The sequence below is a fragment of the Arcticibacter eurypsychrophilus genome (assembly GCF_001730525.1).
Taxonomy (GTDB): Bacteria; Bacteroidota; Bacteroidia; order Sphingobacteriales; family Sphingobacteriaceae; genus Arcticibacter; species Arcticibacter eurypsychrophilus.
In genome coordinates this window covers 140,971-165,580 of sequence record NZ_MDFN01000001.1, presented here as the reverse complement: position 1 = coordinate 165,580, position 24,610 = coordinate 140,971, and the positions used below count along the sequence as shown (strand labels likewise).

Sequence of the window (24,610 nt, the reverse complement as noted above, 5' to 3'; positions counted from 1 at the left end):
CACGCTTCAATAAAAAAGTTTTATCAAGCATAAAATCATTCATAAAAAAAGACAGTATGCGATCGGGTACTGCCTTTTTTTTTATGAATGATAATTAATTCATCTCATCATTTGCCCCTTGCTGTTTAAGCAAGTTTTCCTTTATTCCCAACTTGCTATTTTTATAGCTGTAAGAAAAATAGATCACCAGCCCAATTCCCAACCAGATTAGGAACCTCAACCAGTTCGTATAACCTAATTCAGTCATCAGGTAAAAGCAACTCAAAAGTCCCAATACAGGAATTAACGAAAGCCTTTTCAAAAAGGAAAACACAGCAATAATGGTGGCCAGTATAAAAAATAGGAAGTAGGGGATGTTATCTTTATAGGTGTGCCAGTCGCCGGTGTAACTCAGCAGTCCAAAAATGGGCTTATGAAACACCGCAATAACAGCAATAAATAATCCTGGAACAATGTATCGGGAGCTGATATAAGGGATCTTAAATCTGCCTGGTTTCTGCTCCATATCTTTTTCCATGATCAATACTCCGCCACATACGAGTACAAACGCAAAGAGGGTACCAATGCTGGTTAAATCAGTTACCTCCGTCAGGTTCATAAACAAAGCTGGTATTGCTACAACAAAACCAGTAACAATGGTCGAAAATCCAGGTGTTTTATATTTAGGGTGGATATTGGAAAAGCGCTTAGGAAGAAGACCATCCCTGCTCATGCTCATCCAGATTCGTGGTTGTCCCATTTGGAAAATCAACAATACACTCGCTGTAGCGATCACAGCACTTACTGAAATGATATAACTGATTTGGGTAAGGCCAATTTTTGTAAATACAAAAGCAAGCGGATCACCTACCCGCAGATCTTTATAAGAGACCATTCCGGTGAGTACTAAAGCGATCAGAATATACAACACGGTACAGATAATAAGCGAATAGAACATGCCCCTTGGCAAATCCCTTTGTGGATTTTTACACTCTTCCGCTGTTGTGGATATGGCATCAAAACCTATATAGGCAAAAAATACGCCCGAAACACCTTTCATCACACCTGAAAATCCGTTTGGAAGAAAAGGGCTCCAATTGGAAGGAGTAATATAAAATGCACCCAATATAATTACGGCAATGACGATACAAATTTTAAGAATGACCATTGCATTGGTAGCTCTTTTTGTTTCCTTGATGCCTATATAAACCAGCCAGGTAATGATGACCACGATGAATAATGCCGGAAGGTCAGCTATTAAATGAAAGCCAGCCAGTAAGGGAGCTGTATTCCATGCCGACGCTTGAGTTTGAAGTGTTTCGGTAATAGCGGAAATATTTCCCGATGCCTGAAATTTCAAAACCTCCTCATGGGCTCTGGAAGCAGACAGATAATCCATGGTCAGATAAGCGGGGATATGAATATGGAATCCTTCCAGCAGATTAGTAAAATATTCACTCCAGGATATCGCTACGGCAATATTTCCAATAGCATACTCCATTAAAAGGTCCCATCCTATGATCCAGGCCACTAACTCGCCAAATGAAGCATAGGCATAGGTATATGCACTCCCTGATACGGGTATGCGCGAAGCAAATTCTGCATAACATAAGGCAGAAAATCCACAGGTGATAGCAGTGATTACAAATAGAATGGAAACGCCGGGTCCACCATTAAAAGCAGCTTCTCCTATAGTGGAAAATATTCCGGCTCCTATAACAGCTGCTATACCCATAAAGGTCAGGTCTTTTACACCTAATATCTTGTTTAAGCTGGAATTTGAACCACCAGGATGCTCTTCATCTCCGTTTCCACTATCAATATCCGATAAAATATGTGCAATGGTTTTTTTTCTGAAGTAGTTTTTAGCCATGAAGAAGAACTTGTTTACTATAAGCGGCAAAAATATAAAAATATTTGCCGCTTATTACTTGCTAATCCCTTTTCCTTCGTTTTCTTATCAGAATAATTCCGATAATTAACACAATTAAGACCACCGCTCCAATCATGAGGTAAATTGTGCTGTTTGTTACCGGAGCTTTACCTGTCGTGTTTTCGGGTTCAGTAAATTGAGTGCTTACAGCAGCAGATGGGGGTATTTTTATAGAATTGAAAAAAGTGTCACTTTCGTTCTTAGCATAGTCTTTATGTATATCTTTATATAAAAACTGGAAGGTGTAGGTGGAAGAGTTTTCATGCAAGATCCGGATAAGCCGGTATTGTTTACCACTTCCACTATCAATTTCAAGTTTAAAATCCTTGACTTGCAACTTGCCTATTACAGTGTCCCGTTCGTCAGACACAATTCCGTTTGAACTGGTCTTTATCCGCTTTATGAAGTCATCATAGTAAATTTTTAAATGTTTCACCTTTTCTATATCCGGAGTGCTTAATGAATTATCCGGTTGTTTGGTGATGATGATCTCCCCAAAAGAAGATTCAGAATTGAACAAGATCTGACCAAGAGTGTCTTTTTTAGTAAATTCGCCAGGAAGTGATACCTGAACCGAATCATCAATATGTACAGACTTCCATTTTTGCGCGAAACCTGATGTTACAAACAATATAAATATAGGAAATACGAGTAATTTTTTCATACCGTCGTGTTTTACAAGATGGGTACTACGTTTTTTTGTTCCATTAGCATACATCTCGTTCCTTTAACCAAATTGTCTTCAAAAAAGTTTCATTTAAGGATTTATCGTCTATGATAATTACCCGAAGCCCCTTTTTGAATACTCGCAAACACAAATTAAGGATTTATTGTTTTAACTGTTTTTGTGATTAAGATCACGTAACTTTTTAACGACGATCAACCAATTCTTAAAAATCCTTAGTAATTTTGATTAATGCTAAAGTATTGAAAGTAAGGATATTTGCTATTTTACTTGCTTAGATTGAATTGATCTCCTCCATTCTCAAGGTCAGAATTATAAATAGTGTAATGAATTAACCACATAAACTCCTACTATTATGAAAAAGATATTAGTACCCACAGACTTTTCCAAATGTGCCGATAAAGCATTGGATTTTGCAGTAAGATCTGTCAGAAATCATCCCATAGAAATTATATTGCTTCACGTATTTGAAGAGGCTACTAGCGTATATACCGATTATGTTGGTGTAAACAAAGAATATAATCTCAGCCTTTTGGTTGATGCAAGGAAAAAACTAAATCAGCTTAAAAGCAGCATTGAAGATATTGATGGTGTAATTGTGAGCACCTGTGTAAAGAGCGGCAATGCAAATGAATGTATCCTGTTGACTTCCAAAGAAAAAGAAGTCGATATGATCATCATGGGTACATTCGGATCCAGTGATATGAATAATAAGTTATTCGGGAGTAAAACAGCTTCTATCATCGGTAAAAGCAAAGTTCCGGTTTTAGCTATACCTTTTGATTATCAGTGGAAAAAACCATCAAAAATTTTACTGGCTACCAATCATTTTGAAAAAGATCCTCTTCTTCTTAATTTTATATTTAAAGTCGCTGATCTGTATGAAGCCAAAGTACAGGTTGCTGTTGTTTCTGATGAAGAGGAAGATGAAGCATCTACAATCTTAGAACGTACTTATGCCATACCGACTTATGAAACTTTATTAAAAGAAAAATATAAAGAGCAGGTCCTTGCTGTCAAACATCTCTATGGGACAGAATTTGAAGAAACCCTGGAAGACTACATTCAGGAACAGTCAATAGATATGTTATCTATGGTTACCTACCAACGAAGTTTTCTTGATCGGGTTTTTCAACCTAGCATGAGTAAAAGGATGGCCAATCATACCAAAATTCCTTTGCTTGTGATTCCTTCAAAACACGAATCTCTGATGTAACCCAAAAAAAGGAGCTGTTTCCTCAGGAGGAAACAGCTCCTTTTTTTGGGTTTTTATTCTTCTTCCAGGATGTCGAGCTCTGCCTTTATAAAGGTCGCAAGTTCATGCACATACTCTGCACTAAAATTAAACTCTATTCCGGCTGTCTGATAGATCTCCTTTATCGTTTTGGTATAACCCAGCTTCAAGGCCTCTTTATATAAGCGCAAACCTTCTTCAGGATTCATTTTGAAATTTTTCCATACGGCAATAGCACCTAATTGTGCCATCCCATATTCGATATAATAAAAGGGTACTTCAAAAATATGCAGCTGTTTTTGCCATAGGTTTTCTAAAGCCTCTTCATGATCGCTCCAATCAGCGAAGTTTAGTCCAAAAGGAGTAAAGATCTGTTTCCAGGCATCTTCCCTTTGTTTGGTGGTATGATCGGGATTGGTATAGATCCAATGTTGAAATTGATCCACTACTGCTACCCATGGTAATGTTTTAAGCACATCCCGCAGCTGATCTTTTTTTGCTCTCTTCAGATCTTCTGCATTATCGAAAAATACATCCCATTTATCCATGGAAATAAGCTCCATACTCATAGAAGCCAGTTCTGCCACTTCCGAAGGAACATGTTTGAAATCATTCAGTTCCAGATCTGCAGATATAAAAGTATGAACCGCATGTCCGCCTTCATGGATCATCGTAGTCAGATCACGGAAGGTATTAGCCGAATTCATGAATATGAAAGGTGCGCCAGTCTCCGCTAAAGGGTAATTATAACCTCCGGGAGCTTTGCCTTTGCGACTTTCCACGTCAAAGAGATGGTTCTCCTGCATGATACTCAAACGTTCCCCAATATAGGAGTCAAGTCCATTGAAACAGGTTATCGCCTTTTCTATTAGCTCAGCACCGGTTTCAAATGGTTTTAATGCAGGTTTACCGGATATATCAACATCCATATCCCAAGGTTTCAGGATATCAACAGCTAAAGCTTCATGACGTTTGAGGGACTGTTCCCGCAAGATAGGCACGATTTCCCGTTCAATGGCCTCATGAAATTTGTAACATTCATGGGGAGTGTAGTCAAAGCGCCCTAAAGCACGGAACATATAATCCCTGAAGTTTTCAAATCCTGCATTGACCGCCACCTGATGACGCAATTTCAGCAGCTCATTAAAGAGTGTATCCAATTGTACTTTGTCCTGCAATCGTCTTGTGGTAATGGCTTCCCAGGCTTTCTGTCGGGTTTCCCTGTTGGGATCCTTCAAAAATACAGAAGCTTGTTCGAGCGTATACTCTTTACCGTCCAGGGTAACGGTCATGGCACCGGTAATAGACTGATAGGTTTGCTGTTTAATCTGAATTTCCGTAAACAAATGAATGTTTTCTTCTCTAAAAATTTCCAGTGCATTTTTTACTCCACGTAAAAAAATCCGGTATTTTTCTTCATCCAGTTCTACCATATAGGCACTTTCAACTAACCTTTTGTTCAGCTCGTTGGATATAGGGGCAATTTTAGGTTCAATTTCTGTTGCAAAATATTGAAAATCCTGCAATAACTGTTCGTTAAGGGTATCGCAGGTCATACGGATATATTTCCATGCAAAGTCCTCTTCTACAACGGCTTCAAGCTCACTTTTGTCCTTGAGCCATGTTTCCAGTTCTTGTACAGAATTTATCGGTCGTGTAAGTAGTTCGTTGAACAGAGGTTCCAGTTTCTCCCACTTTATATCCAGATTTTCAGGAACGTATGTTCTCGCTTTTTTCTCGATTATCATGTCGTATGTTTAGATTTATTAAGACACGAAGTTAATTGAAATAAGGCGGAATCAAACGCAGAATTACGAATTCCGTAAATAAACGTCCAGTAAAAAGAATAGCGCAAAAGCGACAGAAGCAATGCCATTTGTGGTAAAGAATGCCCGATTGACCTTACTCAGGTCATCCGGTTTAACCAGGCGGTGCTGGTAAATCAGCATCGTGATAAAAAACAAAACCCCGGCCATGTAGAACCAGCTTAATGGGGTAAAAAACAAGGGTAACACAACAAATAGGGCACTAAAAACATGCAGGACCGAAGATACGCGTAAGGCTTGTTTTCTTCCTAGCCATGCTGGTATGGAATAGAGCTTTTCGTTTTTATCGAACTCCTCATCCTGAAGGGAATAAATGATATCAAAACCACTTACCCAACAAACCACTGCCAATGAAAAGAAGATCGGCAGCAAGGCAAACTCTCCAGCCACAATCAGGTAAGCACCGATAGGAGCAAGTCCTAAGCCAATACCCAGGATTAAATGGCACAATGGAGTAAATCGCTTGGTGTAACTATAACCCATTACAACTGCTAAAGCAATAGGTGAAAGGTAAAAACACAATGAATTAATAAACCAGGTGGTAAAAATGAACAACACACAGTTGGTTAAGGTAAACCAAAAGGCGCTCTGGGCATGAATTCTTCCCGCCGGAATATCCCGTATTGCAGTACGTGGGTTTTTGAGATCGTATTCCCGATCCAGATATCGGTTGAAGGCCATTGCCGCATTCCGGGCAAAGATCATGCAAAGGATCATGAAGACTAACTTCAGGGGACTGAATACATGTTCGGTAGTAGAAATTGCCAGAAAGAAGCCGATGAAGGCAAAAGGCATGGCAAAAATAGTATGTGCGAATAATACTAAGGATAAATACTTCTTCATTCGACCGGTAATAGAATAAATTAAACGTTTTTCTTTTTAAAATCGCTCTTGAAATTCTTATTTATATCGTCAATAGCAGCCAAAACTTCTTCTCTTCCATCTCTTTTTTCAGCAGAAGTAATAAAGATTTGAGGGAGCTCTTCAAAGTAATCCAGTAGAGCAACTTTAAACTTTTCTACATTTTGCAGGGTCTTGAAGTTGGATTGTTTATCAGCCTTGGTAAAAGCCAAAAGAAAAGGGATTCCCTGCTCTCCAAGCCATGAACAAAACTTAAGATCGGCCATTTGTGGTTCCAAACGACTGTCTATTAATACGAAAACGCATTGGAGACTCTCACGATTTTTTAAATAATACCGAATAAATCGTTCCCATTCTTCCCTGCTGCTTCTGGAAACTTTAGCATATCCATATCCGGGAAGATCGACAATATACCAATCCTCATTAATCAGAAAATGATTGATCAACTGTGTTTTTCCAGGAGTTTGAGATGTTTTTGCCAATCCCTTTTTACTGGTCAGCATATTTATAAGGGATGACTTGCCTACATTGGAACGACCAATGAAAGCATATTCGGGAAGCACAGGAGGAGGTAATTTTTCCGTCCGGGTATTGCTGCACTTGAATTCGGCTGAGCGGATTTGCATTCTGGCAAATGTAAGGAAAGAAAATTAATATAAGGATAGTACTGCTTTACCTTTACTATATACAATGATTTCTTCTTTTGTTCAACTTTTACCGAACTGTTACGGAAATTAGTTTGTTCCGAGCGGAGAAGGTGCGGAGAAGGTGCGAGTCAGGTGGGTATAATTTGCGCAATAATTAAGAGTAAGATTACTAAAAGAGAATTTATTGTTAATTATAGAATTACGAGGTAACTCCTTTATCTTTGTTGCATGCCCGAACAAGTGACTCCCTATAAAGATAAAAATGCTACCAAGAAAGAACAGGTAGCGGACATGTTCAACAACATATCCCAAACATACGATTTCTTAAATCATTTTATGTCTTTAGGTATCGATATATTATGGCGTAAAAAAGCAATAAAAGAATTGGAAAAGAGCAAACCTCAATTGATTCTGGATGTGGCTACCGGTACAGGCGACTTTGCATTTGAGGCTCTTGGGATGCTTAAGCCAGAAAAGATTATTGGGGTCGATATATCAGCAGGGATGCTGGAAGTTGCTGAAAAGAAGATTCAAAAAAGGGGACTTTCTTCTAAATTTGAAGTGCGACTTGGTGATTCGGAAAAATTGCTTTTTGAAGATAATACGTTTGATGCAGTTACCGTAGCTTTTGGGGTGCGTAACTATGAAAACCTGGAAAAGGGTTTGAGCGATATGCTCCGTGTGCTCAAACCGGGAGGAAAGATTGTGATCCTTGAGTTTTCGAAACCTCAGACTTTCCCGATCAAACAGTTGTATCATTTCTATTTTAATTCGGTTACTCCAGCTATTGGTAAAATATTTTCGAAGGATAATAGTGCTTATAAATATCTTCCCGAATCGGTTGCTGCTTTCCCAGATGGGAAAAACTTTTTGCAGCTTCTGCATAAGGTAGGTTTTAAGGAAACGAAATACCAGCCTTTAACTTTCGGCATCAGTTCGATATATACGGGGGTTAAATGAAGAAAAGCCTGCTTGCAATTGTTATCGGTTTAATAATCAGCATAAAAGCACTCGCCCAAGATAATTGGGGGGGAGGGGTTGATGACGAAGTATTGCATTTTGGTTTTGCTTTTCAGTATGTAACAACTGAATTTAAAGTGTTGAAATCGGATGAATGGCAATATGCAGAAGATCCAGGTACTGGTCCGGGTAATCCCTCGGGAGGGAGTCTGACTTCAATCAGTTCTCCTGCTAAGACTGGGTTTGGTCTGGGTTTGGTTACAGACCTGCGGTTAACTGATTTTAGCAATTTAAGGTTTACACCAGCTCTGGTGTTTGCTGATAAGGAACTTCAATATGGATATCATTCCGTGGTACTGGTTAAAAAAGTGCAGTCTACTACAGTAGAGCTTCCTCTTGGAATCAAGGTAAAGTCGGAGCGAAGAAAGAATTTTAGGGCTTACATGATTGCGGGAGGGAAGTATTCAAGGAATATTGTGTCGAAGAAAAAGTTGGATGATACGGATATGATTGATCAGGAAAAGCTGGTTTGGATGAGGAGTGGGTACTTTTCTTATGAAGCGGGATTGGGATTGGATTTTTATTTTGAGTATTTCAAGATGTCGCCTGAGATTAAGTTTACTCAATCGTTTACGAGCGTGTTAGAGCGGAGGGGGAATGATTTCGATCGGCCGGTTGACAGGTTATATCATAAAGGAATTCAGATCAGTCTGTTTTTTGAATAAGTTGAAGGGGATTTATATAAATAGATAATGTACTACTAATTGCATCACACCAACACCGACAACCCAAATGATAGTTTGCCTCTTTGCACTTCCTATCCGATCAATAATATCAATTTTTAGATCTTTAATCTGATTTGCGGCTTTAATTTTTACTTCTTCCTTAATTGTGCTTTGCAAAGCATAAACAACATCTTCAGGTGTTTTTTTATCAGTTTTACTAGCGATGATCTGATAAAGCTTAATTGTTGATATTTGGATATCCATACTAAGGCTCTATTTAGAAATATAAATGTGTGGATTAATGGTCACCTTAACAAAAATGTGCTAACAGGTTCAATTATGTAAACATAATTCAGTTTTATAAACAATACCGCCGCCGTAATGCTTTTTATTTATAATTTTGGCTCTTAAACTCATGCATTCATGTCCAAAATTGCTCTCATTACAGGCGCAACCTCAGGAATAGGTGAGGCTTGTGCCTCTCTATTTGCATCATATCGATACAATTTAATATTAACAGGGAGAAGAACCGAGCGGCTTAACCAATTGGCTCAGGATTTAAAGTTACAGTTTGGTGTAGAAATAATAACTCTTACGCTGGATGTTCGGAATAAATCGGAAGTGGAAGCTGCACTCAAAACCTTGGGAGATGATTGGAAAGCTGTGGATGTATTAATTAATAATGCAGGCTTAAGTCAGGGTCTTGATCCTATTCAAGACGGAAATACTGACGATTGGGATACCATGATCGATACCAATGTAAAGGGCCTTTTATATGTGACGAAGATAGTATCTAACTGGATGATCTTGCGTAAGGAAGGGCATATTGTTAATTTGGGTTCTATTGCAGGCAAAGAAGTTTACCAGAATGGAAATGTATATTGTGCTACTAAATTTGCCGTTGATGCCTTAAATAAAGCGATGCGCATAGACCTTTTGCCTTATGGAATTAAGGTTTCGGCTATTCATCCTGGTGCAGTGGAAACTGAGTTTTCGGAAGTACGGTTTAAAGGAGATACTGAAAGGGCGAAACAAGTGTATGCCGGTTATGCACCATTAGTGGCACAGGATATTGCTGAAACGATATGGTTTATGGTATCCAGACCCAAACATGTCAATATTAGTGATCTGGTTATTACGCCGCTGGCACAGGCCAGTGCTTTATATTGGAATAAAGGATAAATTAATCTGATCTTCTCTCAGGTAGAGCAGGTTTTAAATATAAATACGATGTTACAGGAAATTATTGATAAGGAAATAAAGACAGCAATGCTAGCACGGAATAACGTCCGTTTGAGAGGATTGCGTGCCATTAAGGCTGCTATATTATTAGCCAGAACAGAAAAAGGTGTTTCTGAAGATCTAACGGAAGAAGTAGAGGTAAAGGTATTGCAGCGACTTGCCAAACAAAGAAAAGAATCTGCTGAGATTTTCAAGACTCAAAACCGGGAAGATCTTTTCGCCATTGAAATAGAAGAATTAGAAGTAATTGAAGAATTTCTTCCAAAACAAATGGCTAGAGAAGAAGTGGCTGCTATTATTAAACAAGCGATTGCCAGTACCGGAGCAACCAGTGTTAAAGACATGGGAAAAGTAATGGGTATTGCCAATAAAGAGCTTGCCGGTAAAACAGATGGCAAAACTATTTCGGAGATTGTAAAAGAATTATTGTCCTAAATGGATTTGCAGGTAGCTGGATAAAGTGTACATTTATTTAAATAATTGTATATTAAATATAAATTTCATCAAAGACCCCCACTAAACAGTTTGTTTAGAATTTATGAGTATTATAAAAGAAGAAAACGGATTTAAATATATTGAAGAAGGAGAAGGTGATGTTTTATTGCTTCTTCATGGTCTTTTTGGGGCTTTAAGTAATTTTGAAGAAGTTACAAATGCTTTTAAATCGCAGTACAAGGTGGTCATTCCCTTGCTGCCTATTTATGAATTACCGTTATTGACAACAGGAGTGACTACGCTTGCCAAGTATCTGGTTAAATTCGTGATGTATAAAAAACTGAAGAATATTAACTTATTAGGTAACTCATTAGGCGGTCATGTTGCATTGATCTTTACATTGAGTCACCCTCAATATGTGAAAACTTTGGTGCTCACAGGTAGTTCAGGTTTATATGAAAATGCTTTTGGGGGCTCTTTTCCGAAAAGAGAAAATTATGAATTTATAAAGGAAAAGGTAGCTTATACTTTCTTTGATCCTAAGATGGCAACAAAGGAACTGGTTGATGATGTATATCAGACGGTGAATGATCGTTTCAAGGTTTTACGGATCCTTTCGATGGCAAAATCGGCGATACGACACAATTTGTCTAAAGATTTGTATAAGATTACTATACCGGTTTGTTTGATCTGGGGGAAAAATGACCATGTAACTCCTCCTGAAGTAGCTACAGAGTTTCATAATCTGCTGCCAAATTCGGAACTGAACTGGATCGATAACTGTGGTCATGCTCCAATGATGGAAGTGCCCAATGAGTTTATATTGTACTTGAATCGATTTCTTGAACGTGTTTTATTGAAATAATTATGTTGGCAAATGGACTTATTTCTGAGGCAATTCCTCCTTTAAACTATTTTGACACTATTCAAAGAGTATTGGATAGAATGGATGAGTTTCGTGTAAGTCATCTGCCCGTGTTGGATGACGGTGTATATCTTGGCGTGCTATCGGATGATGATCTGATAGAAATAGCAGACTATTCGATCAGCATTAAAGATGCAGATTTAAGGTTTAACCGTGTTTTTATTGATCAGTATCAGCATATCTACGACGTGATCCAGGTTTTAAGTGAAAGCCATTTGAGTGTTCTGGCTGTGCTGGACGAAAACAGGACTTACCTTGGGGTTATATCTATTAATACTATTATTGAACACCTCGGTAAGATAGCAGCAATTAAAGAGCCTGGAGGGATTATTGTGTTGGAAATGGATAGTAAAAACAGCTCTTTGGGACATATCGCTCAAATAATCGAATCTGAAAATACACAAATTCTAAGTTCCTATATTACTTCATATATGGATTCTACACGTACAGAAATAACGATTAAGGTAAATCGTACGGAAATATCTGGTATCCTGGCTGCTTTGAGCAGATATGATTACAATATATTAGCCACGTATAATAATATTAAAGAAGATTCAGGTGCTACCGACCGGTATGATCAGTTGATGAACTATTTAAGTATTTAATGAAGATAGCAATTTACGGTAGAGAGTTTAGTGATGCCACTTTACCTTATGTCCAACAGGTTTTTGATAACCTGGATAAACATGATGCAGACTTGTTCATTTATGAAAAGTTTGCAACTTTTATAAAGGGGAAAGTAAAACATCGAAAAAAGGAAAGTACTTTTAATCATTATAAGGAGTTAAAAGGGGTTGTAGATGTGATGCTTAGTTTGGGCGGCGATGGTACGCTACTGGACACGGTGTCGCTGATCCGCGATTCTAATATTCCTATAATTGGCATTAACCTGGGTCGCTTAGGCTTCCTTGCCAGTATTAACAAGGATGATATTCCAGCTGCTATTGAAAGTTTGGTTCATAAGGAATATACGATTGATAGTCGCCATTTATTAAAAGTAGAATCTGATACTCCTCTTTTTGGGGATGAAAATTTTGCTCTTAATGATATTACCATACACCGGAGGGATAATTCGGCTATGATGATTATACATGCTTATCTGAACGGGGAATTTTTAAATTCGTACTGGGCAGATGGTTTAATTGTAGCTACTCCAACAGGATCCACTGCTTATTCGTTAAGTTGCGGTGGACCGATTGTTTTTCCTCTATCTGAAAATTTTGTAATCACTCCGATTTCCCCGCATAACCTGAATGTACGGCCTGTGGTGATTTCAGACACTTATAAACTAACTTTTGAACTGGAAGGCAGGAGTTCTAAGTTCCTTCTTTCCTGCGATTCGCGGACCGAGGTAATTGATAATCATTTAAAGTTTAGCGTGTCGAAAGCTGATTTCCAAATTAACCTAATCCGGCTTAAAAATGAAAGTTATCTATCTACATTGAGGAATAAAATGCTCTGGGGCATTGACCGTAGAAATTACTAGATGAACAGGGCAATTGTCACTTTGATTGTAGGATTCATTTTCCTTGCTCAGCAAGAAATCAAGGCACAAAGCTGGGAGCTTGGTGTTTTTGGTGGGGGAATTGGCTATATAGGCGATTTAAACCCAAAGAATCTATTTCAATTGAGCAATCCCGCATATGGAATCCTGGTAAAAAGGAATTTAGATCCTTATTGGTCCATCAAGCTGAGCATCTTGCATGGTAAAATAGCTGCCGCAGATAGCAATTCAAATAACTCAGCACAAATACTTCGAAATTTAAGTTTTTTTAGTCCTTTAACGGAAATAAGTATGCAGGGGGAGTTTAACTTTTTTAACTATATCCCCGGTATGAGTAGGAAAAAATACAGCCCTTATATTTTTGCTGGAGGTAGTTTAGCGCTGTTTAATCCTAAAACACGCTATCAGGGGGAGATTGTAACGCTTAATGGATTAAAAACAGAAGGTACTTTTTACAGAAAATATACGATTGCAGTACCTTATGGAACAGGAATAAAATACAATATAGTCGGAAATTGGACTCTTGGTGCAGAGTTAGGCTACCGTACTACCTTTACGGATCATCTGGATGATGTGAGTGGAAATTATCCGGATGAGAATGTAAATGGGCTCTCTGATCGTTCAGAAGAGCGATTTGGGGTGGTTTCACCATATAGGCAGGGGTATCAGCGAGGCGATTCAAAGAAGCGCGATACTTATTCTTTTCTTGGATTTACGCTTACTTATACCTTTATTACTGGTAAATGTCCTCCGGTATTTTAGTGCTGCTATTTTTTTTTACCTTTGCGAATTCAAATGCCTATGTTAGGCTTTTAATTATAAGATGGATTTACTGGATCAGATAGACAAAGACAAGTTGCCCCAACATATAGCGATCATTATGGATGGTAATGGGCGTTGGGCTAAAGAAAAGGGCAAGCTTCGTGTTTTTGGTCATCATACTGGAGTGGTTTCTGTTAAAGATATTGTAGAAGCTGCAGTGGAAGTGGGGATCCCCTATATCACTTTGTATACTTTTTCTACAGAAAACTGGAACAGACCTTGGCTGGAAATAACGGCCCTAATGGAGCTTCTGGTATCTACGATCAGTAAAGAAACTAAAACATTGATGAAAAACAATGTCAGACTGAATGCGATAGGAGACTTGAAGCAGCTTCCTGATAAATGTTTAAAACATTTGAATGAGTCTATTAAGAAGACATCGGGAAATACAAAAAGTACGCTGACGCTTGCATTAAGTTACAGTTCACGCTGGGAAATCACTGAAGCCGCTAAGCAACTGGCCACCCAGGTTCAACAAGGTATTTTAAAACCTGAAGATATTACAGAAGACCTATTTGCTTCAAAATTGACTACAGCCGGGATGCCTGATCCTGAATTAATGATCAGGACTAGTGGTGAATATAGGATTAGTAATTATTTATTATGGCAATTGGCTTATGCCGAATTTTATTTTACAGACAAACTTTGGCCTGATTTTAGGCGGGATGACCTCTTTGAGGCCATTATTGATTATCAAAAGCGGGAACGTCGGTTTGGAATGACCAGTGATCAGGTATAAAATTTCCTTTTAACAAAATTTAACAACCATTAGCTTTATTTTAGCGACGTCATAAAATTCAATGAACAGATTTCTCATAATATTACTTTTTACTTTTGCAGCAAGTGTTGCAAATGCGCAAATAGGACGCCCTCAGCAGGGTGGTGGTATGCAACTCCGTTCCCAAACGGGTGATGAACTTAGTTATCTTAGTCCTAAGGAATATGTTATAGGTGGAACAACTGTATCCGGAATAAAGTTTCTGGATAAGGACATTATTGTTCAGATATCTAAACTGACTACTGGCGACCGGATTACCGTACCTGGTGACGCAACGTCTAATGCACTGAAGTTCTTGTGGACTCAGGGCTTGTTTGATGATGTACAGCTTTCAGGTAATGTAAAGGGTGATTCAATTTTCTTCCTCATAACGGTTGTAGAGCGTCCACGGTTAACCCGGATGGAGTTTACAGGTTTAAAAAAGGGACAGATCACTGATATTAAAGAAAAGCTTGCCGATAAAACAGGGAAGATTGTCAACGAGAGTCTGATGAGTATGACCAGTGCGGTCATTAAGAAGTATTTCAATGAAAAAGGCTATTTGTTTACTGAAGTAACCTATAATCAGAAAAAAGATACCTCAGAAACGAATAACGTAGTCCTGATTGTTAATGTAGATAAGAAAGTTAAAACTAAGATTGAGCATATTGCTTTCGAGGGAAACAAAGACTTTAAGGATAAACAATTAAAGAAATTCCTTAAAAAGACTAAAGAGCGGTCATCTATTAATGTATTCAGGTCAGGTAAGTTCCTGCAGGATAAATATGAAGAAGACAAGCGCACAATGATTGCCAAGATGCAGGAAAAGGGGTACCGTGATGCAGAAATTATAAGTGACTCGGTTATAAAGAAGGCGAATCAGCGGGTAGATATTAATATAAATCTGCATGAAGGGCCTAAATACTATTTTGGACAGGTTACCTGGGCAGGAAATGCAATATATACAACACAGGCTTTAAATGAGCTGCTTGCTATAAAGAAGGGTGATGAGTTTTCGGAAGAGAAATTGCAGAAGAGATTAAATGGGAACCCGAATGGGGAGGACATTTCAACCTTATACTTGAATAATGGATATTTGACTTTCAATGTTGATCCTGTTCAGACTCGTGTCTACGGTGATACGATTGACTTGGAATTGCGCATTTATGAAGGTCCTCAGTATACGGTGAACAAGATTTCGCTGAAAGGGAATGATATTACGAATGACAAAGTAGTGATGCGGGAAATTCGTACTAAACCGGGACAAAAGTTTTCTAAAGAAGCGGTGGTTCGTACAACAAGGGAAATTGCACAGCTGGGTAACTTTGATGAAGCTAAGACGGATGTAAGGCCTATACCAAATCCTGCGGACGGAACAGTTGATATTGAATATACAGTAGCTGAAAAACCTTCTGACCAGATTGAATTATCAGGTGGTTTTGGTGGCGGACGTATCATTGGAACGTTAGGACTGACCTTTAATAACTTCTCAGCACGTAACCTGTTCAACCTAAAAGAATGGAAACCGCTTCCTAAGGGAGATGGCCAGAAACTAAGTGTGAGGGGACAAACGAATGGTAAATCGTACCAGTCCTATAGTTTCTCTTTCTCTGAGCCTTGGTTAGGTGGTAAAAAACCTGTTTATTTTGGAATCAGTGCTTTTACATCATTGAGTTCAAATGATGACGTAGCGAAGTATTACAATTACACCGCTGATCAAAAATATAGGATCCGGTTAAATGGTGTTACTTTTAGTTTAGGTAAACGGTTGAAATGGCCTGATGATTATTTCAACTTGAATCACTCCATCAATTTACAACAGTATAAGTTGACAAATTACCCTGGATTTTTATTCTCTTCGGGTACAGCTTATAACTTTAATTTAACCGAAGAATTAAGCAGGAACTCGGTTGATGCGCCAATCTATCCTACATCAGGATCGCACATTCGTTTGACTGTACAGTTAACCCCTCCATACTCTTTATTCAATAATATTAATTATTCAACTGCTACTGATAGGGATAAATATAGATTTACAGAGTATCATAAATGGAAGTTTGAAGCACAGTGGTATCAGCGTATAGTGGGTAAACTGGTTGTTAAAACTCAAGGTCAGTTTGGATTTTTGGGTCAGTATAATTCAGCCACAGGGCAATCTGCTTTCGAGCGATTTAAATTAGGAGGTGACGGAATGCAGGGATTTGATTACTTACAGGGTTCGGAAGTGATAGCAATGCGTGGTTATGAAAATAATAATGTAACGCCTATTGGTTATGATCCGAATATAGCACGTAATTCAGGTAGCCCGATATTCTCTAAATATATTGTTGAAACCAGGTATCCTTTGATGACCGGACAACAAGCAACTGTATTCGTCCTTGCATTTGCCGAAGGTGGTAACTCCTGGAATAAGTTTGCTGATTTCAATCCGTTTAACGTACGTCGCTCTGCTGGTGTAGGTGCAAGAATCTTCCTTCCTATATTCGGGTTGCTTGGTATTGACTGGGGATATGGATTTGATAACGTATATGATACCTCAACAAACAGGTTGAAGAAATCTGGTGGTCAGTTTCACTTCAGTATAGCTCAACAACTTAGTGGTGGATTTTAATTATCTTTGTATATGAAACGATTGTTGTTTATTTTTGTATTTGTATGTGTTTCAGGAATGTCAGCATTTGCACAGCGATTTGCTTATGTAGATAGTGAATATATCTTAAGTAATATTCCAGAATATTTATCATCACAGAAACAACTTGATGCGCTATCTCAACAATGGCAGAAACAGGTTGATGTCCGTTTAGTTGAGGTGGAGCAATTATACAAGGCATACCAGAAAGATATGGTATTACTAACTCCGGAGTTACGCAGAAGTCGCGAGAATGAGATTGTAGAGAAAGAAAAGGCCGCCAAAGAGTTTCAGCGCTTGAAGTTTGGTTTCGAAGGTGAACTTTATCAACAAAGAATTAAGTTAATTAAACCTATCCAGGAAAGGGTTGCAAAGGCTATTCAAGCCGTAGCAGAGAGTAATCAGCTTGATTTGATTTTAGATAAAAACAGTGATGTTATACTCTTATACACAAGTTCACGTTTAGATAAAAGTAATGAGGTCATTACGCGTCTTGGTTACAAACCTGGAACATTAGAACAATAATTTAATAATAACCAAGTAAATTTTATAATAGCAGAATGAAAAAAGTAGTTAAAGTAGCAGTAGTAGCGGTAGGTTTATTCTTAGCGGGAAGTACAGTTAATGCACAACAGAAGTTCGCACATATCAACTCAGCAGAACTTTTACAATTAATGCCGGAAGTTAAAGTAGCAGATGCTACCTTTCAGACTTTTCAGAAACAAAAGCAAACAGCTCTTGAATTGATGAATACTGAGCGCGAAAAGAAGATTGCCACTTATCAGGAAAAGAACAAAACTATTAGTGAAGCAAATAAGCTGACAGTAGGAAAAGAGTTAGAAACTATGGGTGCTGAAATTCAGGATTTCACAAAACGCATGGAAGAAACTCAACAAAAGGCACAGCAAGAATTAAGTGCTAAACAAGCTGAGTTATATCAGCCTATTTATCTTAAAGCAGAAACAGCTGTAAAGGCAGTATCTAAAGAAAAAGGATATGCTTATGTATTTGATGTATCTCAACCAGGCGTTGTTTATTTTGATGGTGGTGATGATATCATTGCTTTAGTGAAGACTAAATTAGGCATTACTGCAACAACAGCAGCGACTCCTAAAAAGTAATTAATTTTTAAACTTATTTTAAGGGTGAAGTTCGTCGAACTTCACCCTTTTTGTTTTTATGACTTTCAACATGGTTATTCCTGTTAGAAAATAGGCAGATTGTCCGTTGTATTTTTTAAGTTTGCATCTAGTCATATAAAAAATTGAATTTCTATATAATATCTATTCTATTAGCTATACTGCTATTTTCTTTCGTCGCTTTATTTGCGTTGTTCGCTGTTTATGCAGAACGTAAGTTAGCAGGTTTCATACAGGATAGATTAGGCCCTACAGAAAATGGTAAATATGGAAGTCTTCAGACTTTTGCAGACATTCTGAAGTTGCTCCAAAAGGAGTTTATTATTCCATCAGCAGCAGATAGAATTCTCTTTTCAATGGCTCCCATTATCATCTTTATATCGGTGTATATGGGGTTTGCAGGGCTCCCTTGGGCTGCAGGTGTCATTCCTATTTCTTTGAACATAGGAGTGGTCTACATTTTTGCAATCATTTCTATTGAATCCATTGGTATTTTAATGGCGGGATGGGGTTCTAATAATAAATATTCATTATTGGGTGCCTTAAGATCAGTGGCGCAAGTGATTTCTTATGAGATTCCTTCGGGGATTGCTATTGTTTCGGCTGTTATGATCGCTCAAACTTTGGATTTGAATGCCATTGCACTACGACAGGGTATAGGTACACCTGAAACAATTTGGTTCTTTGGGTTTTGGGATGTCAGTCATGTTGGCGGGATATTTTCATGGCATATCTTTCAGGCGCCTCATTTGATTATCGCCTACGTGATTTATTTTATAGCTTCTTTAGCGGAATGTAACCGTGCTCCTTTTGATATTCCAGAGGCAGAATCAGAACTTGTTGCTGGTTTTCATACCGAATACACCGGACTTCGGTTTGGCTTTATTTTTTTGGGTGAATATTCGATGATGTTCCTTGTGGGCATGGTGGGTGTTATTTTGTTTTTAGGTGGATGGAACACTCCGCTACCCAACGTAGGAGCTTTGAAGTTGGCTGACTGGACTTCTGGTATTGCATGGGGAATCTTCTGGACGCTCAGTAAGGTTTTACTTGTTGTAGGGGTTCAGATGTGGATCAGATGGACATTGCCTCGTGTCAGGATTGATCATCTCATGGATTTATGCTGGAAGATTTTAACGCCTCTGGCTTTTATATGTATGTTGTGCTCTGGAGTTTGGCGTTTGCTCATCATGTAAATTAAGATTTAATAATAGTGATTATAAAAAAAACGATAAATGCTTTTGTAACTTCATGGAAGGGTCTGGCTCTTACCTTGAAGCATTTTTTGTCTGTAAATAAGCGGAGGAAAAGTATCAACATTCAATCGGATAACTATTTTGATCAAAAAGAAGGTATTGTTACGGTTCAGTATCCACATGAAAAAATGCCTGTTCCTGAATTAGGGAGGTATCAGTTGGATGTGGTTATTGATGATTGTATTGTATGTGATTTATGTGCTAAGATTTGTCCGGTTGACTGTATAGAAATTGAAAGTATTAAGGGTACTGGACCTATTGGCGTGACTTCTGATGGAACAACGAAAAGACTGTATGCGCCTAAGTTTGATATTGATATGGCTAAATGTCTTTATTGTGGACTTTGTACAGCTGTTTGTCCAACGGAATGTATCACGATGACAGATACGTATGATAGAAGCGTTACGAATGTGGCAGAGCTAACCTATAAATTTTCGGACATGTCGCCGGAAGAAGCGAAACTAAGAAGAGAGGAGTTGGCTGTGCAGCAGGCAGAAAAACAAGCTATCAAGGATGCTGCATTATTAAAGGCCGCGCAAGAAAAGGGAAAAATATGAACATAGAACAAATTGTATTTTACTTCTTTGCAGCTTCAGTACTGATTTCTGCTTTTTTTGTCGTGTTTATGAAGAATATGGTTCGTTCCATCTTTCTTTTCTTTGTTACCTTATTTTCAATGGCAGGACTTTTTGTATTTGCACTTGCAGACTTTATTGCGGTAACACAACTTATTGTATATGTAGGAGGGATGCTTGTTTTGATGATCTTCGCATTTTTACTTTCCAGCAAAACTATTTTAAACAAATCAGAAGAAAAAAAGAGTAGTTTGCTTGGACTGCATTATATCCCAGGGCTCTTTATTTCCTTACTTTTCTTCTTAATTTTATTCATTACAGTCTATCAAGCCAATCCAGATCAGTTGTCATGGGTGAAAAATTCAGAAAATATAATACAGGTTAACGACAATACGATTCATTATATAGGGGTTAACCTGATGACCAGGTACCTCATTCCATTTGAAATTATTTCAGTATTGTTGATGATGGCTTTAATTGGGGCATCTCATTTAGCCAGGAGGGAGAAGAAAATATGATACCATTAGCACATTTCATGTTGATCAGTGCCGCTCTTTTTTGTATCGGGCTTTATGCTGTTCTTTCAAAACGCAATGCCATCATGATGCTAATTGGCATCGAGTTTATGCTGAATGCTGCTATTTTAAACTTTGTGGCCTTCGGTAAATATGATAAATTACATATGGGCGGACAGTTGTTTGCCTTGTTTGCAATAGTTCTGGCAGCAGCGGCAGTTGCCGTTTCACTTGCTATTATACTGAATGTATATACCTTTTATAAAAATATTGACCCAACCGTCATTGACCAGCTGAGAGATTAATTTTGAGTATACTTATAACGCAACATATCGTTTTTCTATCCCTTTTAGCGGTTATCATGCCGTTATTAACTTTCTTTATAAACGTTTTTATTCCGGGTAGATTTACCAGAAGTGGCTTCTTTGCTATTGCCAGCATTGCAATTAGTCTGCTTTGTTCCCTGTTGGTTTTTATTGCTATGTGGAATGAGCCATTTATTCATGTGCAAACGAATTGGTTCACTATTGGCAGCTGGAGTCTCGATGTAGGCATCCTGTTAAATAATTTGTCTGTTCTCATGCTCCCTCTGGTTTCGGGGATAGCCCTCCTTGTACATATCTACTCTACTAAATATATGCAGGGCGATCCCTATCTGCATAGGTATTGGGCCTATCTTGGATTGTTTTGTTTCTCTATGCTGGGGCTGGTTATTGCTGATAACCTCCTGCTGATTTATATGTGCTGGGAGTTGGTCGGGTTCTCATCCTACCTCTTAATTGGTTTTTGGTTTACCCGTAATGTTGCTGTTCAGGCAAATAAAAAGGCCTTTATCATGAACAGGTTGGGTGATATTGGTTTTTTAACCGGTATCATGATCATGTTTTCTCAGTTTCAAACACTGGATATTATATCTCTGTTTGGTGAAAAGGGATTAGTGAGCCATGCTATAGTATCTGAGGGAATATGGATTAGTGGAATGCACCACATGCCTGCCGGATGGTTAACATTTGCAGGTCTTGCCTTTTTTCTGGGAGCTGTTGCTAAGTCGGCACAATTTCCACTTCATACCTGGCTGCCGGATGCTATGGAAGGACCAACATCGGTATCCTCACTAATCCATGCTGCTACAATGGTTGCCGCGGGAGTCTTCCTGCTTGCCCGTATATATCCGTTGTTCAATGATACCGTGTTAGTTTTAATTGCTGCCACTGGAGCCTTTACCGCCTTTATGGCTGGAACGATTGCCTTGACACAGAATGATATTAAACGAATCTTAGCCTTCTCCACCATCTCTCAATTGGGCTTTATGATCTTGGCTATGGGAGTGGGGGCATCAGCTTCATCGCTCTTCCATCTGGGTACACACGCCTTCTTTAAGTGTCTGCTGTTTCTAGGAGCAGGTGCCATTATTCACGAAATGGTTCATTTAAAAGAAAAGACAGGTCTCGAATACGACCCTCAGGATATTCGCAATATGGGTGGATTGAGAAAATATATGCCGGTTACCTTCATTACGATGGCTATTGGTTCATTAGCCCTGATTGCTATTCCGCTCACATCTGGTTATCTTTCCAAGGATGCTATATTAATTGAATCCTTCGAATGGGCAGAAGGTAAAGGTGGCTGGTATCGTCTGGTACCTTACTCGGCAATGATTACCTCCTGGCTGACGGCTTTTTATATCTCCCGTTTAATCTTCAAAGTATTTTTTGGTGAATTTCGTCTAAAGGATACAGTAGGTTTACATCATGTACATGAAGCAGCACCAGCCATGAAATATGTATTGGTGGTATTAAGTCTGTTTTGTTTATTCCCTGTGTTTTCCCTGAACCCGCTTTTGTTTGAGGATGCCTGGGTCATTCAGGGTTTTCCTCAAGCGGATAGTATGACCCGCATTAATGCTTTTCATACCGTTGTTCCAGCTGCCGTTAATCTAATCTCTGTCTTTTTAATCTACCTCTGCTTTTCATGGTATGGGAGTAATAAACCTGCTCCTGATTTTAGCAAAACTGGACTGTTCAAATTCTCACAGCATCAATGGTTCTTTGATAAAGCATATAATACCGTATTTGTTGCTGGTGTGCTGGGCTTTTCCAGGTTTCTTTATTGGTTCGATCTGGTCATAGTGGATGGTATCGTCAACTTGTTTGGGGCTATTGGACGGGGATTTGCACGTATATCGGATTGGTTTGACCGGAATATAATTGATGGTTTGGTTAATCTTATCGGTTATTTGGCTGGTAAATTAGGAAAACTGATCCGGAATTTTCAGACAGGGCGCTTGCAGCAATATCTGGTTACGATGTTGCTGATTATTTTGACACTTTTCATTTATAAATACTACACTGCAGCTATATGAGTTTGCTATCGATATTAATATTTTTACCACTGTTTGCCGGACTGATCATTGTTGTACTTCCATCATCTGTAAGGGAGGGGTACAAATATATTGCTTTGGCTGCAGTAATTGTTCAGGTGCTCATCAGTGCTTACATCTATTTGCATTTCAATGGAGAAGTGTTTACAGGTATTGCTGATCAGAATAAATACCAGCTGGTAGAACGGCTTCCCTGGATTAGTTTGAATCTGGGTGCTATGGGCAAGTTGCAGATAGATTATTTTCTGGGTCTGGATGGGCTTTCTATGCCCTTTATGTTATTAACATCCGTGGTGATGCTGGTTGCTTTACTAGCATCATGGGAAATCAAGATTAATCTAAAGGGCTATTTTGCCTTGTTTTTACTATTGGACACCGCTATATTAGGCGTGTTTTCGGCCCTTGACTTTTTCCTCTTTTATATCTTTTACGAACTGATGTTGATGCCTCTGTATTTCCTGATTGGTATTTGGGGAGGTGTCCGAAGAGAATATGCTGCCATCAAGTTCTTCCTCTATACCCTATTTGGATCAGTTTTCATGTTGCTGGTAATCATAGGTCTATATTTCTCCGTAACGGATCCTGCAACAGGATATCATACTTTTAATATGCTGAGTATGATGGATGCAAAAAATTATGTGGAAGGATCTATATTCTCGGCACTTGCCCATAACGAACTGTTTGGTGTCTCCGCCCGATTATTAGGCTTCATCGTTCTTTTTATTGCTTTTGCCATAAAAGTGCCCATTGTTCCCTTACACACCTGGCTTCCTGATGCCCACGTTGAGGCCCCTACACCAGTTTCTATTATACTAGCAGGTATATTGCTGAAAGTAGGCGGATATGGAATCTTAAGGGTGTGTGTCAGTATTTTCCCTGAGGCTGCAATTCAGTCTGCCTGGTGGCTTGGTTTAATTGGGATAGTGTCTATTATTTATGGAGCACTAAATGCATTGGCACAAACAGATTTAAAACGTCTTGTTGCTTATTCTTCCATATCACATATGGGATTTGTTTTACTAGGAATTGCCTCCATCACTCCAGAGGGGATTAGCGGAGCAATGATGCAGATGATTAGTCACGGTTTCCTCTCCTCCATGTTGTTTTTCCTGGTAGGCATAATATATACCAGGGTACATGACAGGGAGATTCCTCACTTTAGAGGATTGGCATTGATTATGCCAAAGTTTAGTGCTTTTATCATGATCGCTTTCTTTGCTTCATTGGGTCTGCCTGGTTTTTCGGCCTTCATAGCAGAAGCTTTCAGTCTGATTGGTGCTTTTAATTCAGAAAGCATAAATGGATTATTACCCCGGTGGATGGCTGTATGTGGTACTTTAGGGATCTTGCTAAGTGCCTGCTACTTTTTATGGACCCTACAACGCATGTTCTTCGGTGAAACAAGACTCTTTGGTGGAGAAAAATGGAAGATCCAACTGACGGATGTAAACGCAAGAGAAGTCACGGCTTTATGTATTCTCACTGCATTTGCTTTAGTACTTGGTATCATGCCTTCACTGGCTTTTGATAAAATGAATGCCTCTGTTCTTGAATTAATTCGTTTAGTTAACCTGAAATAGA

The 24,610-nt window shown here is 38.6% G+C and carries 25 protein-coding genes; 19 read left to right on the top strand and 6 right to left on the bottom strand.

From position 1 onward, the window contains the following. Nucleotides 1–94 precede the first annotated feature (94 nt). Both BFL47_RS00735 and BFL47_RS00730 read right to left on the bottom strand, forming a co-directional pair. Nucleotides 95–1,852 (bottom strand): amino acid permease, encoded by a 1,758-nt coding sequence (locus BFL47_RS00735; RefSeq protein ID WP_069657875.1) that lies wholly within the window; start codon nt 1,850–1,852, stop codon nt 95–97. Between the two features lie 61 nt (nt 1,853–1,913). Further along, a complete protein-coding gene (locus BFL47_RS00730; protein ID WP_139125712.1) occupies nt 1,914–2,576 on the bottom strand; it encodes an LPXTG cell wall anchor domain-containing protein in 663 nt (220 codons plus the stop codon). 376 nt (nt 2,577–2,952) lie between these two features. On the opposite strand from BFL47_RS00730, the gene BFL47_RS00725 reads away from it, so the two are divergent. After that, entirely contained in the window at nt 2,953–3,813 is an 861-nt protein-coding gene (locus BFL47_RS00725) for a universal stress protein (protein WP_069657873.1), read from the top strand. Between the two features lie 53 nt (nt 3,814–3,866). Here BFL47_RS00725 and BFL47_RS00720 read toward each other — a convergent pair whose 3' ends face one another. From BFL47_RS00720 to yihA, 3 genes are all read right to left on the bottom strand, one after another. Continuing rightward, entirely contained in the window at nt 3,867–5,579 is a 1,713-nt protein-coding gene (locus tag BFL47_RS00720) for a M3 family oligoendopeptidase (protein WP_069657872.1), read from the bottom strand. Between the two features lie 63 nt (nt 5,580–5,642). After that, a complete protein-coding gene (locus BFL47_RS00715) occupies nt 5,643–6,500 on the bottom strand; it encodes a UbiA-like polyprenyltransferase (RefSeq protein ID WP_069657871.1) in 858 nt (285 codons plus the stop codon). A gap of 20 nt (nt 6,501–6,520) precedes the next feature. After that, the gene (gene yihA / locus BFL47_RS00710) at nt 6,521–7,144 is read right to left on the bottom strand and encodes a ribosome biogenesis GTP-binding protein YihA/YsxC (protein ID WP_069657870.1); all 624 of its coding nucleotides are present in this window, start codon (nt 7,142–7,144) and stop codon (nt 6,521–6,523) included. Between the two features lie 249 nt (nt 7,145–7,393). On the opposite strand from yihA, the gene ubiE reads away from it, so the two are divergent. Further along, a complete protein-coding gene (gene ubiE, locus BFL47_RS00705; RefSeq protein ID WP_069657869.1) occupies nt 7,394–8,125 on the top strand; it encodes a bifunctional demethylmenaquinone methyltransferase/2-methoxy-6-polyprenyl-1,4-benzoquinol methylase UbiE in 732 nt (243 codons plus the stop codon). Continuing rightward, nucleotides 8,122–8,850 (top strand): type IX secretion/gliding motility protein PorT/SprT, encoded by a 729-nt coding sequence (gene porT / locus BFL47_RS00700; protein ID WP_069657868.1) that lies wholly within the window; start codon nt 8,122–8,124, stop codon nt 8,848–8,850. The genes ubiE and porT overlap by 4 nt, the downstream gene beginning before the upstream one ends. Before the next feature lie 12 nt (nt 8,851–8,862). On the opposite strand, the gene BFL47_RS00695 is transcribed toward porT, so the two are convergent. Continuing rightward, on the bottom strand, nt 8,863–9,114 hold the full coding sequence (locus tag BFL47_RS00695; protein ID WP_069657867.1) for a hypothetical protein: 252 nt from the start codon (nt 9,112–9,114) through the stop codon (nt 8,863–8,865). A gap of 159 nt (nt 9,115–9,273) precedes the next feature. Between BFL47_RS00695 and BFL47_RS00690 the strand changes: the two genes are divergently transcribed. The 16 genes from BFL47_RS00690 (at nt 9,274) to BFL47_RS00615 (ending at nt 24,609) form a co-directional block, all read left to right on the top strand. Continuing rightward, nucleotides 9,274–10,032, top strand: a complete 759-nt coding sequence (locus BFL47_RS00690; RefSeq protein WP_069657866.1) for an SDR family NAD(P)-dependent oxidoreductase — start codon at nt 9,274–9,276, stop codon at nt 10,030–10,032. Between the two features lie 48 nt (nt 10,033–10,080). Further along, complete coding sequence (locus BFL47_RS00685; protein WP_069657865.1) at nt 10,081–10,527, top strand: GatB/YqeY domain-containing protein; 447 nt, start codon at nt 10,081–10,083, stop codon at nt 10,525–10,527. Nucleotides 10,528–10,630: 103 nt separating this feature from the next. Continuing rightward, the gene (locus BFL47_RS00680) at nt 10,631–11,392 is read left to right on the top strand and encodes an alpha/beta fold hydrolase (protein WP_069657864.1); all 762 of its coding nucleotides are present in this window, start codon (nt 10,631–10,633) and stop codon (nt 11,390–11,392) included. Between the two features lie 2 nt (nt 11,393–11,394). After that, on the top strand, nt 11,395–12,057 hold the full coding sequence (locus BFL47_RS00675) for a CBS domain-containing protein (RefSeq protein ID WP_069657863.1): 663 nt from the start codon (nt 11,395–11,397) through the stop codon (nt 12,055–12,057). Continuing rightward, nucleotides 12,057–12,938: an NAD kinase gene (locus BFL47_RS00670; RefSeq protein ID WP_069657862.1), complete on the top strand. Its 882-nt coding sequence runs from the start codon at nt 12,057–12,059 to the stop codon at nt 12,936–12,938. Before BFL47_RS00675 ends, BFL47_RS00670 begins: the two co-directional genes overlap by 1 nt. Beyond that, a complete protein-coding gene (gene porG / locus BFL47_RS00665) occupies nt 12,939–13,718 on the top strand; it encodes a type IX secretion system protein PorG (protein WP_069657861.1) in 780 nt (259 codons plus the stop codon). A gap of 61 nt (nt 13,719–13,779) precedes the next feature. Next, the gene (locus BFL47_RS00660; protein ID WP_069657860.1) at nt 13,780–14,517 is read left to right on the top strand and encodes an isoprenyl transferase; all 738 of its coding nucleotides are present in this window, start codon (nt 13,780–13,782) and stop codon (nt 14,515–14,517) included. Nucleotides 14,518–14,578: 61 nt separating this feature from the next. Then, nucleotides 14,579–17,146: an outer membrane protein assembly factor BamA gene (bamA, locus tag BFL47_RS00655; protein WP_069657859.1), complete on the top strand. Its 2,568-nt coding sequence runs from the start codon at nt 14,579–14,581 to the stop codon at nt 17,144–17,146. Nucleotides 17,147–17,158: 12 nt separating this feature from the next. Further along, entirely contained in the window at nt 17,159–17,689 is a 531-nt protein-coding gene (locus BFL47_RS00650) for an OmpH family outer membrane protein (protein ID WP_069657858.1), read from the top strand. A 35-nt stretch (nt 17,690–17,724) separates the two neighbouring features. Next, the gene (locus BFL47_RS00645; RefSeq protein WP_069657857.1) at nt 17,725–18,285 is read left to right on the top strand and encodes an OmpH family outer membrane protein; all 561 of its coding nucleotides are present in this window, start codon (nt 17,725–17,727) and stop codon (nt 18,283–18,285) included. A gap of 143 nt (nt 18,286–18,428) precedes the next feature. Further along, nucleotides 18,429–19,499: a complex I subunit 1/NuoH family protein gene (locus BFL47_RS00640; protein ID WP_170827238.1), complete on the top strand. Its 1,071-nt coding sequence runs from the start codon at nt 18,429–18,431 to the stop codon at nt 19,497–19,499. Nucleotides 19,500–19,516: 17 nt separating this feature from the next. Continuing rightward, a complete protein-coding gene (locus BFL47_RS00635; RefSeq protein WP_170827237.1) occupies nt 19,517–20,116 on the top strand; it encodes a 4Fe-4S dicluster domain-containing protein in 600 nt (199 codons plus the stop codon). Continuing rightward, nucleotides 20,113–20,652, top strand: a complete 540-nt coding sequence (locus tag BFL47_RS00630) for an NADH-quinone oxidoreductase subunit J family protein (protein ID WP_069657855.1) — start codon at nt 20,113–20,115, stop codon at nt 20,650–20,652. The genes BFL47_RS00635 and BFL47_RS00630 overlap by 4 nt, the downstream gene beginning before the upstream one ends. Beyond that, nucleotides 20,649–20,954, top strand: a complete 306-nt coding sequence (gene nuoK / locus BFL47_RS00625; RefSeq protein WP_069657854.1) for an NADH-quinone oxidoreductase subunit NuoK — start codon at nt 20,649–20,651, stop codon at nt 20,952–20,954. Before BFL47_RS00630 ends, nuoK begins: the two co-directional genes overlap by 4 nt. A 2-nt stretch (nt 20,955–20,956) precedes the next feature. Continuing rightward, nucleotides 20,957–23,011 (top strand): NADH-quinone oxidoreductase subunit L, encoded by a 2,055-nt coding sequence (nuoL, locus tag BFL47_RS00620; RefSeq protein WP_262482870.1) that lies wholly within the window; start codon nt 20,957–20,959, stop codon nt 23,009–23,011. Next, nucleotides 23,008–24,609, top strand: coding sequence for a complex I subunit 4 family protein (locus tag BFL47_RS00615; protein ID WP_069657852.1), 1,602 nt, complete (start codon nt 23,008–23,010; stop codon nt 24,607–24,609). The genes nuoL and BFL47_RS00615 overlap by 4 nt, the downstream gene beginning before the upstream one ends. The last annotated feature ends 1 nt before the right edge of the window (nt 24,610 follow it).

Coding starts and splice junctions, on each gene's coding strand:
- porG (WP_069657861.1), top strand. CDS start 12,939: ATGAACAGGGCAATTGTCACTTTGATTGTAGGATTCATTTTCCTTGCT.
- BFL47_RS00615 (WP_069657852.1), top strand. CDS start 23,008: ATGAGTTTGCTATCGATATTAATATTTTTACCACTGTTTGCCGGACTG.
- BFL47_RS00670 (WP_069657862.1), top strand. CDS start 12,057: ATGAAGATAGCAATTTACGGTAGAGAGTTTAGTGATGCCACTTTACCT.
- yihA (WP_069657870.1), bottom strand. CDS start 7,144: ATGCAAATCCGCTCAGCCGAATTCAAGTGCAGCAATACCCGGACGGAA.
- porT (WP_069657868.1), top strand. CDS start 8,122: ATGAAGAAAAGCCTGCTTGCAATTGTTATCGGTTTAATAATCAGCATA.
- BFL47_RS00725 (WP_069657873.1), top strand. CDS start 2,953: ATGAAAAAGATATTAGTACCCACAGACTTTTCCAAATGTGCCGATAAA.
- BFL47_RS00735 (WP_069657875.1), bottom strand. CDS start 1,852: ATGGCTAAAAACTACTTCAGAAAAAAAACCATTGCACATATTTTATCG.
- bamA (WP_069657859.1), top strand. CDS start 14,579: ATGAACAGATTTCTCATAATATTACTTTTTACTTTTGCAGCAAGTGTT.
- BFL47_RS00715 (WP_069657871.1), bottom strand. CDS start 6,500: ATGAAGAAGTATTTATCCTTAGTATTATTCGCACATACTATTTTTGCC.
- BFL47_RS00675 (WP_069657863.1), top strand. CDS start 11,395: ATGTTGGCAAATGGACTTATTTCTGAGGCAATTCCTCCTTTAAACTAT.
- BFL47_RS00650 (WP_069657858.1), top strand. CDS start 17,159: ATGAAACGATTGTTGTTTATTTTTGTATTTGTATGTGTTTCAGGAATG.
- BFL47_RS00680 (WP_069657864.1), top strand. CDS start 10,631: ATGAGTATTATAAAAGAAGAAAACGGATTTAAATATATTGAAGAAGGA.
- BFL47_RS00630 (WP_069657855.1), top strand. CDS start 20,113: ATGAACATAGAACAAATTGTATTTTACTTCTTTGCAGCTTCAGTACTG.
- nuoK (WP_069657854.1), top strand. CDS start 20,649: ATGATACCATTAGCACATTTCATGTTGATCAGTGCCGCTCTTTTTTGT.
- BFL47_RS00720 (WP_069657872.1), bottom strand. CDS start 5,579: ATGATAATCGAGAAAAAAGCGAGAACATACGTTCCTGAAAATCTGGAT.
- BFL47_RS00645 (WP_069657857.1), top strand. CDS start 17,725: ATGAAAAAAGTAGTTAAAGTAGCAGTAGTAGCGGTAGGTTTATTCTTA.
- BFL47_RS00690 (WP_069657866.1), top strand. CDS start 9,274: ATGTCCAAAATTGCTCTCATTACAGGCGCAACCTCAGGAATAGGTGAG.
- BFL47_RS00730 (WP_139125712.1), bottom strand. CDS start 2,576: ATGAAAAAATTACTCGTATTTCCTATATTTATATTGTTTGTAACATCA.
- BFL47_RS00660 (WP_069657860.1), top strand. CDS start 13,780: ATGGATTTACTGGATCAGATAGACAAAGACAAGTTGCCCCAACATATA.
- BFL47_RS00685 (WP_069657865.1), top strand. CDS start 10,081: ATGTTACAGGAAATTATTGATAAGGAAATAAAGACAGCAATGCTAGCA.
- ubiE (WP_069657869.1), top strand. CDS start 7,394: ATGCCCGAACAAGTGACTCCCTATAAAGATAAAAATGCTACCAAGAAA.
- BFL47_RS00695 (WP_069657867.1), bottom strand. CDS start 9,114: ATGGATATCCAAATATCAACAATTAAGCTTTATCAGATCATCGCTAGT.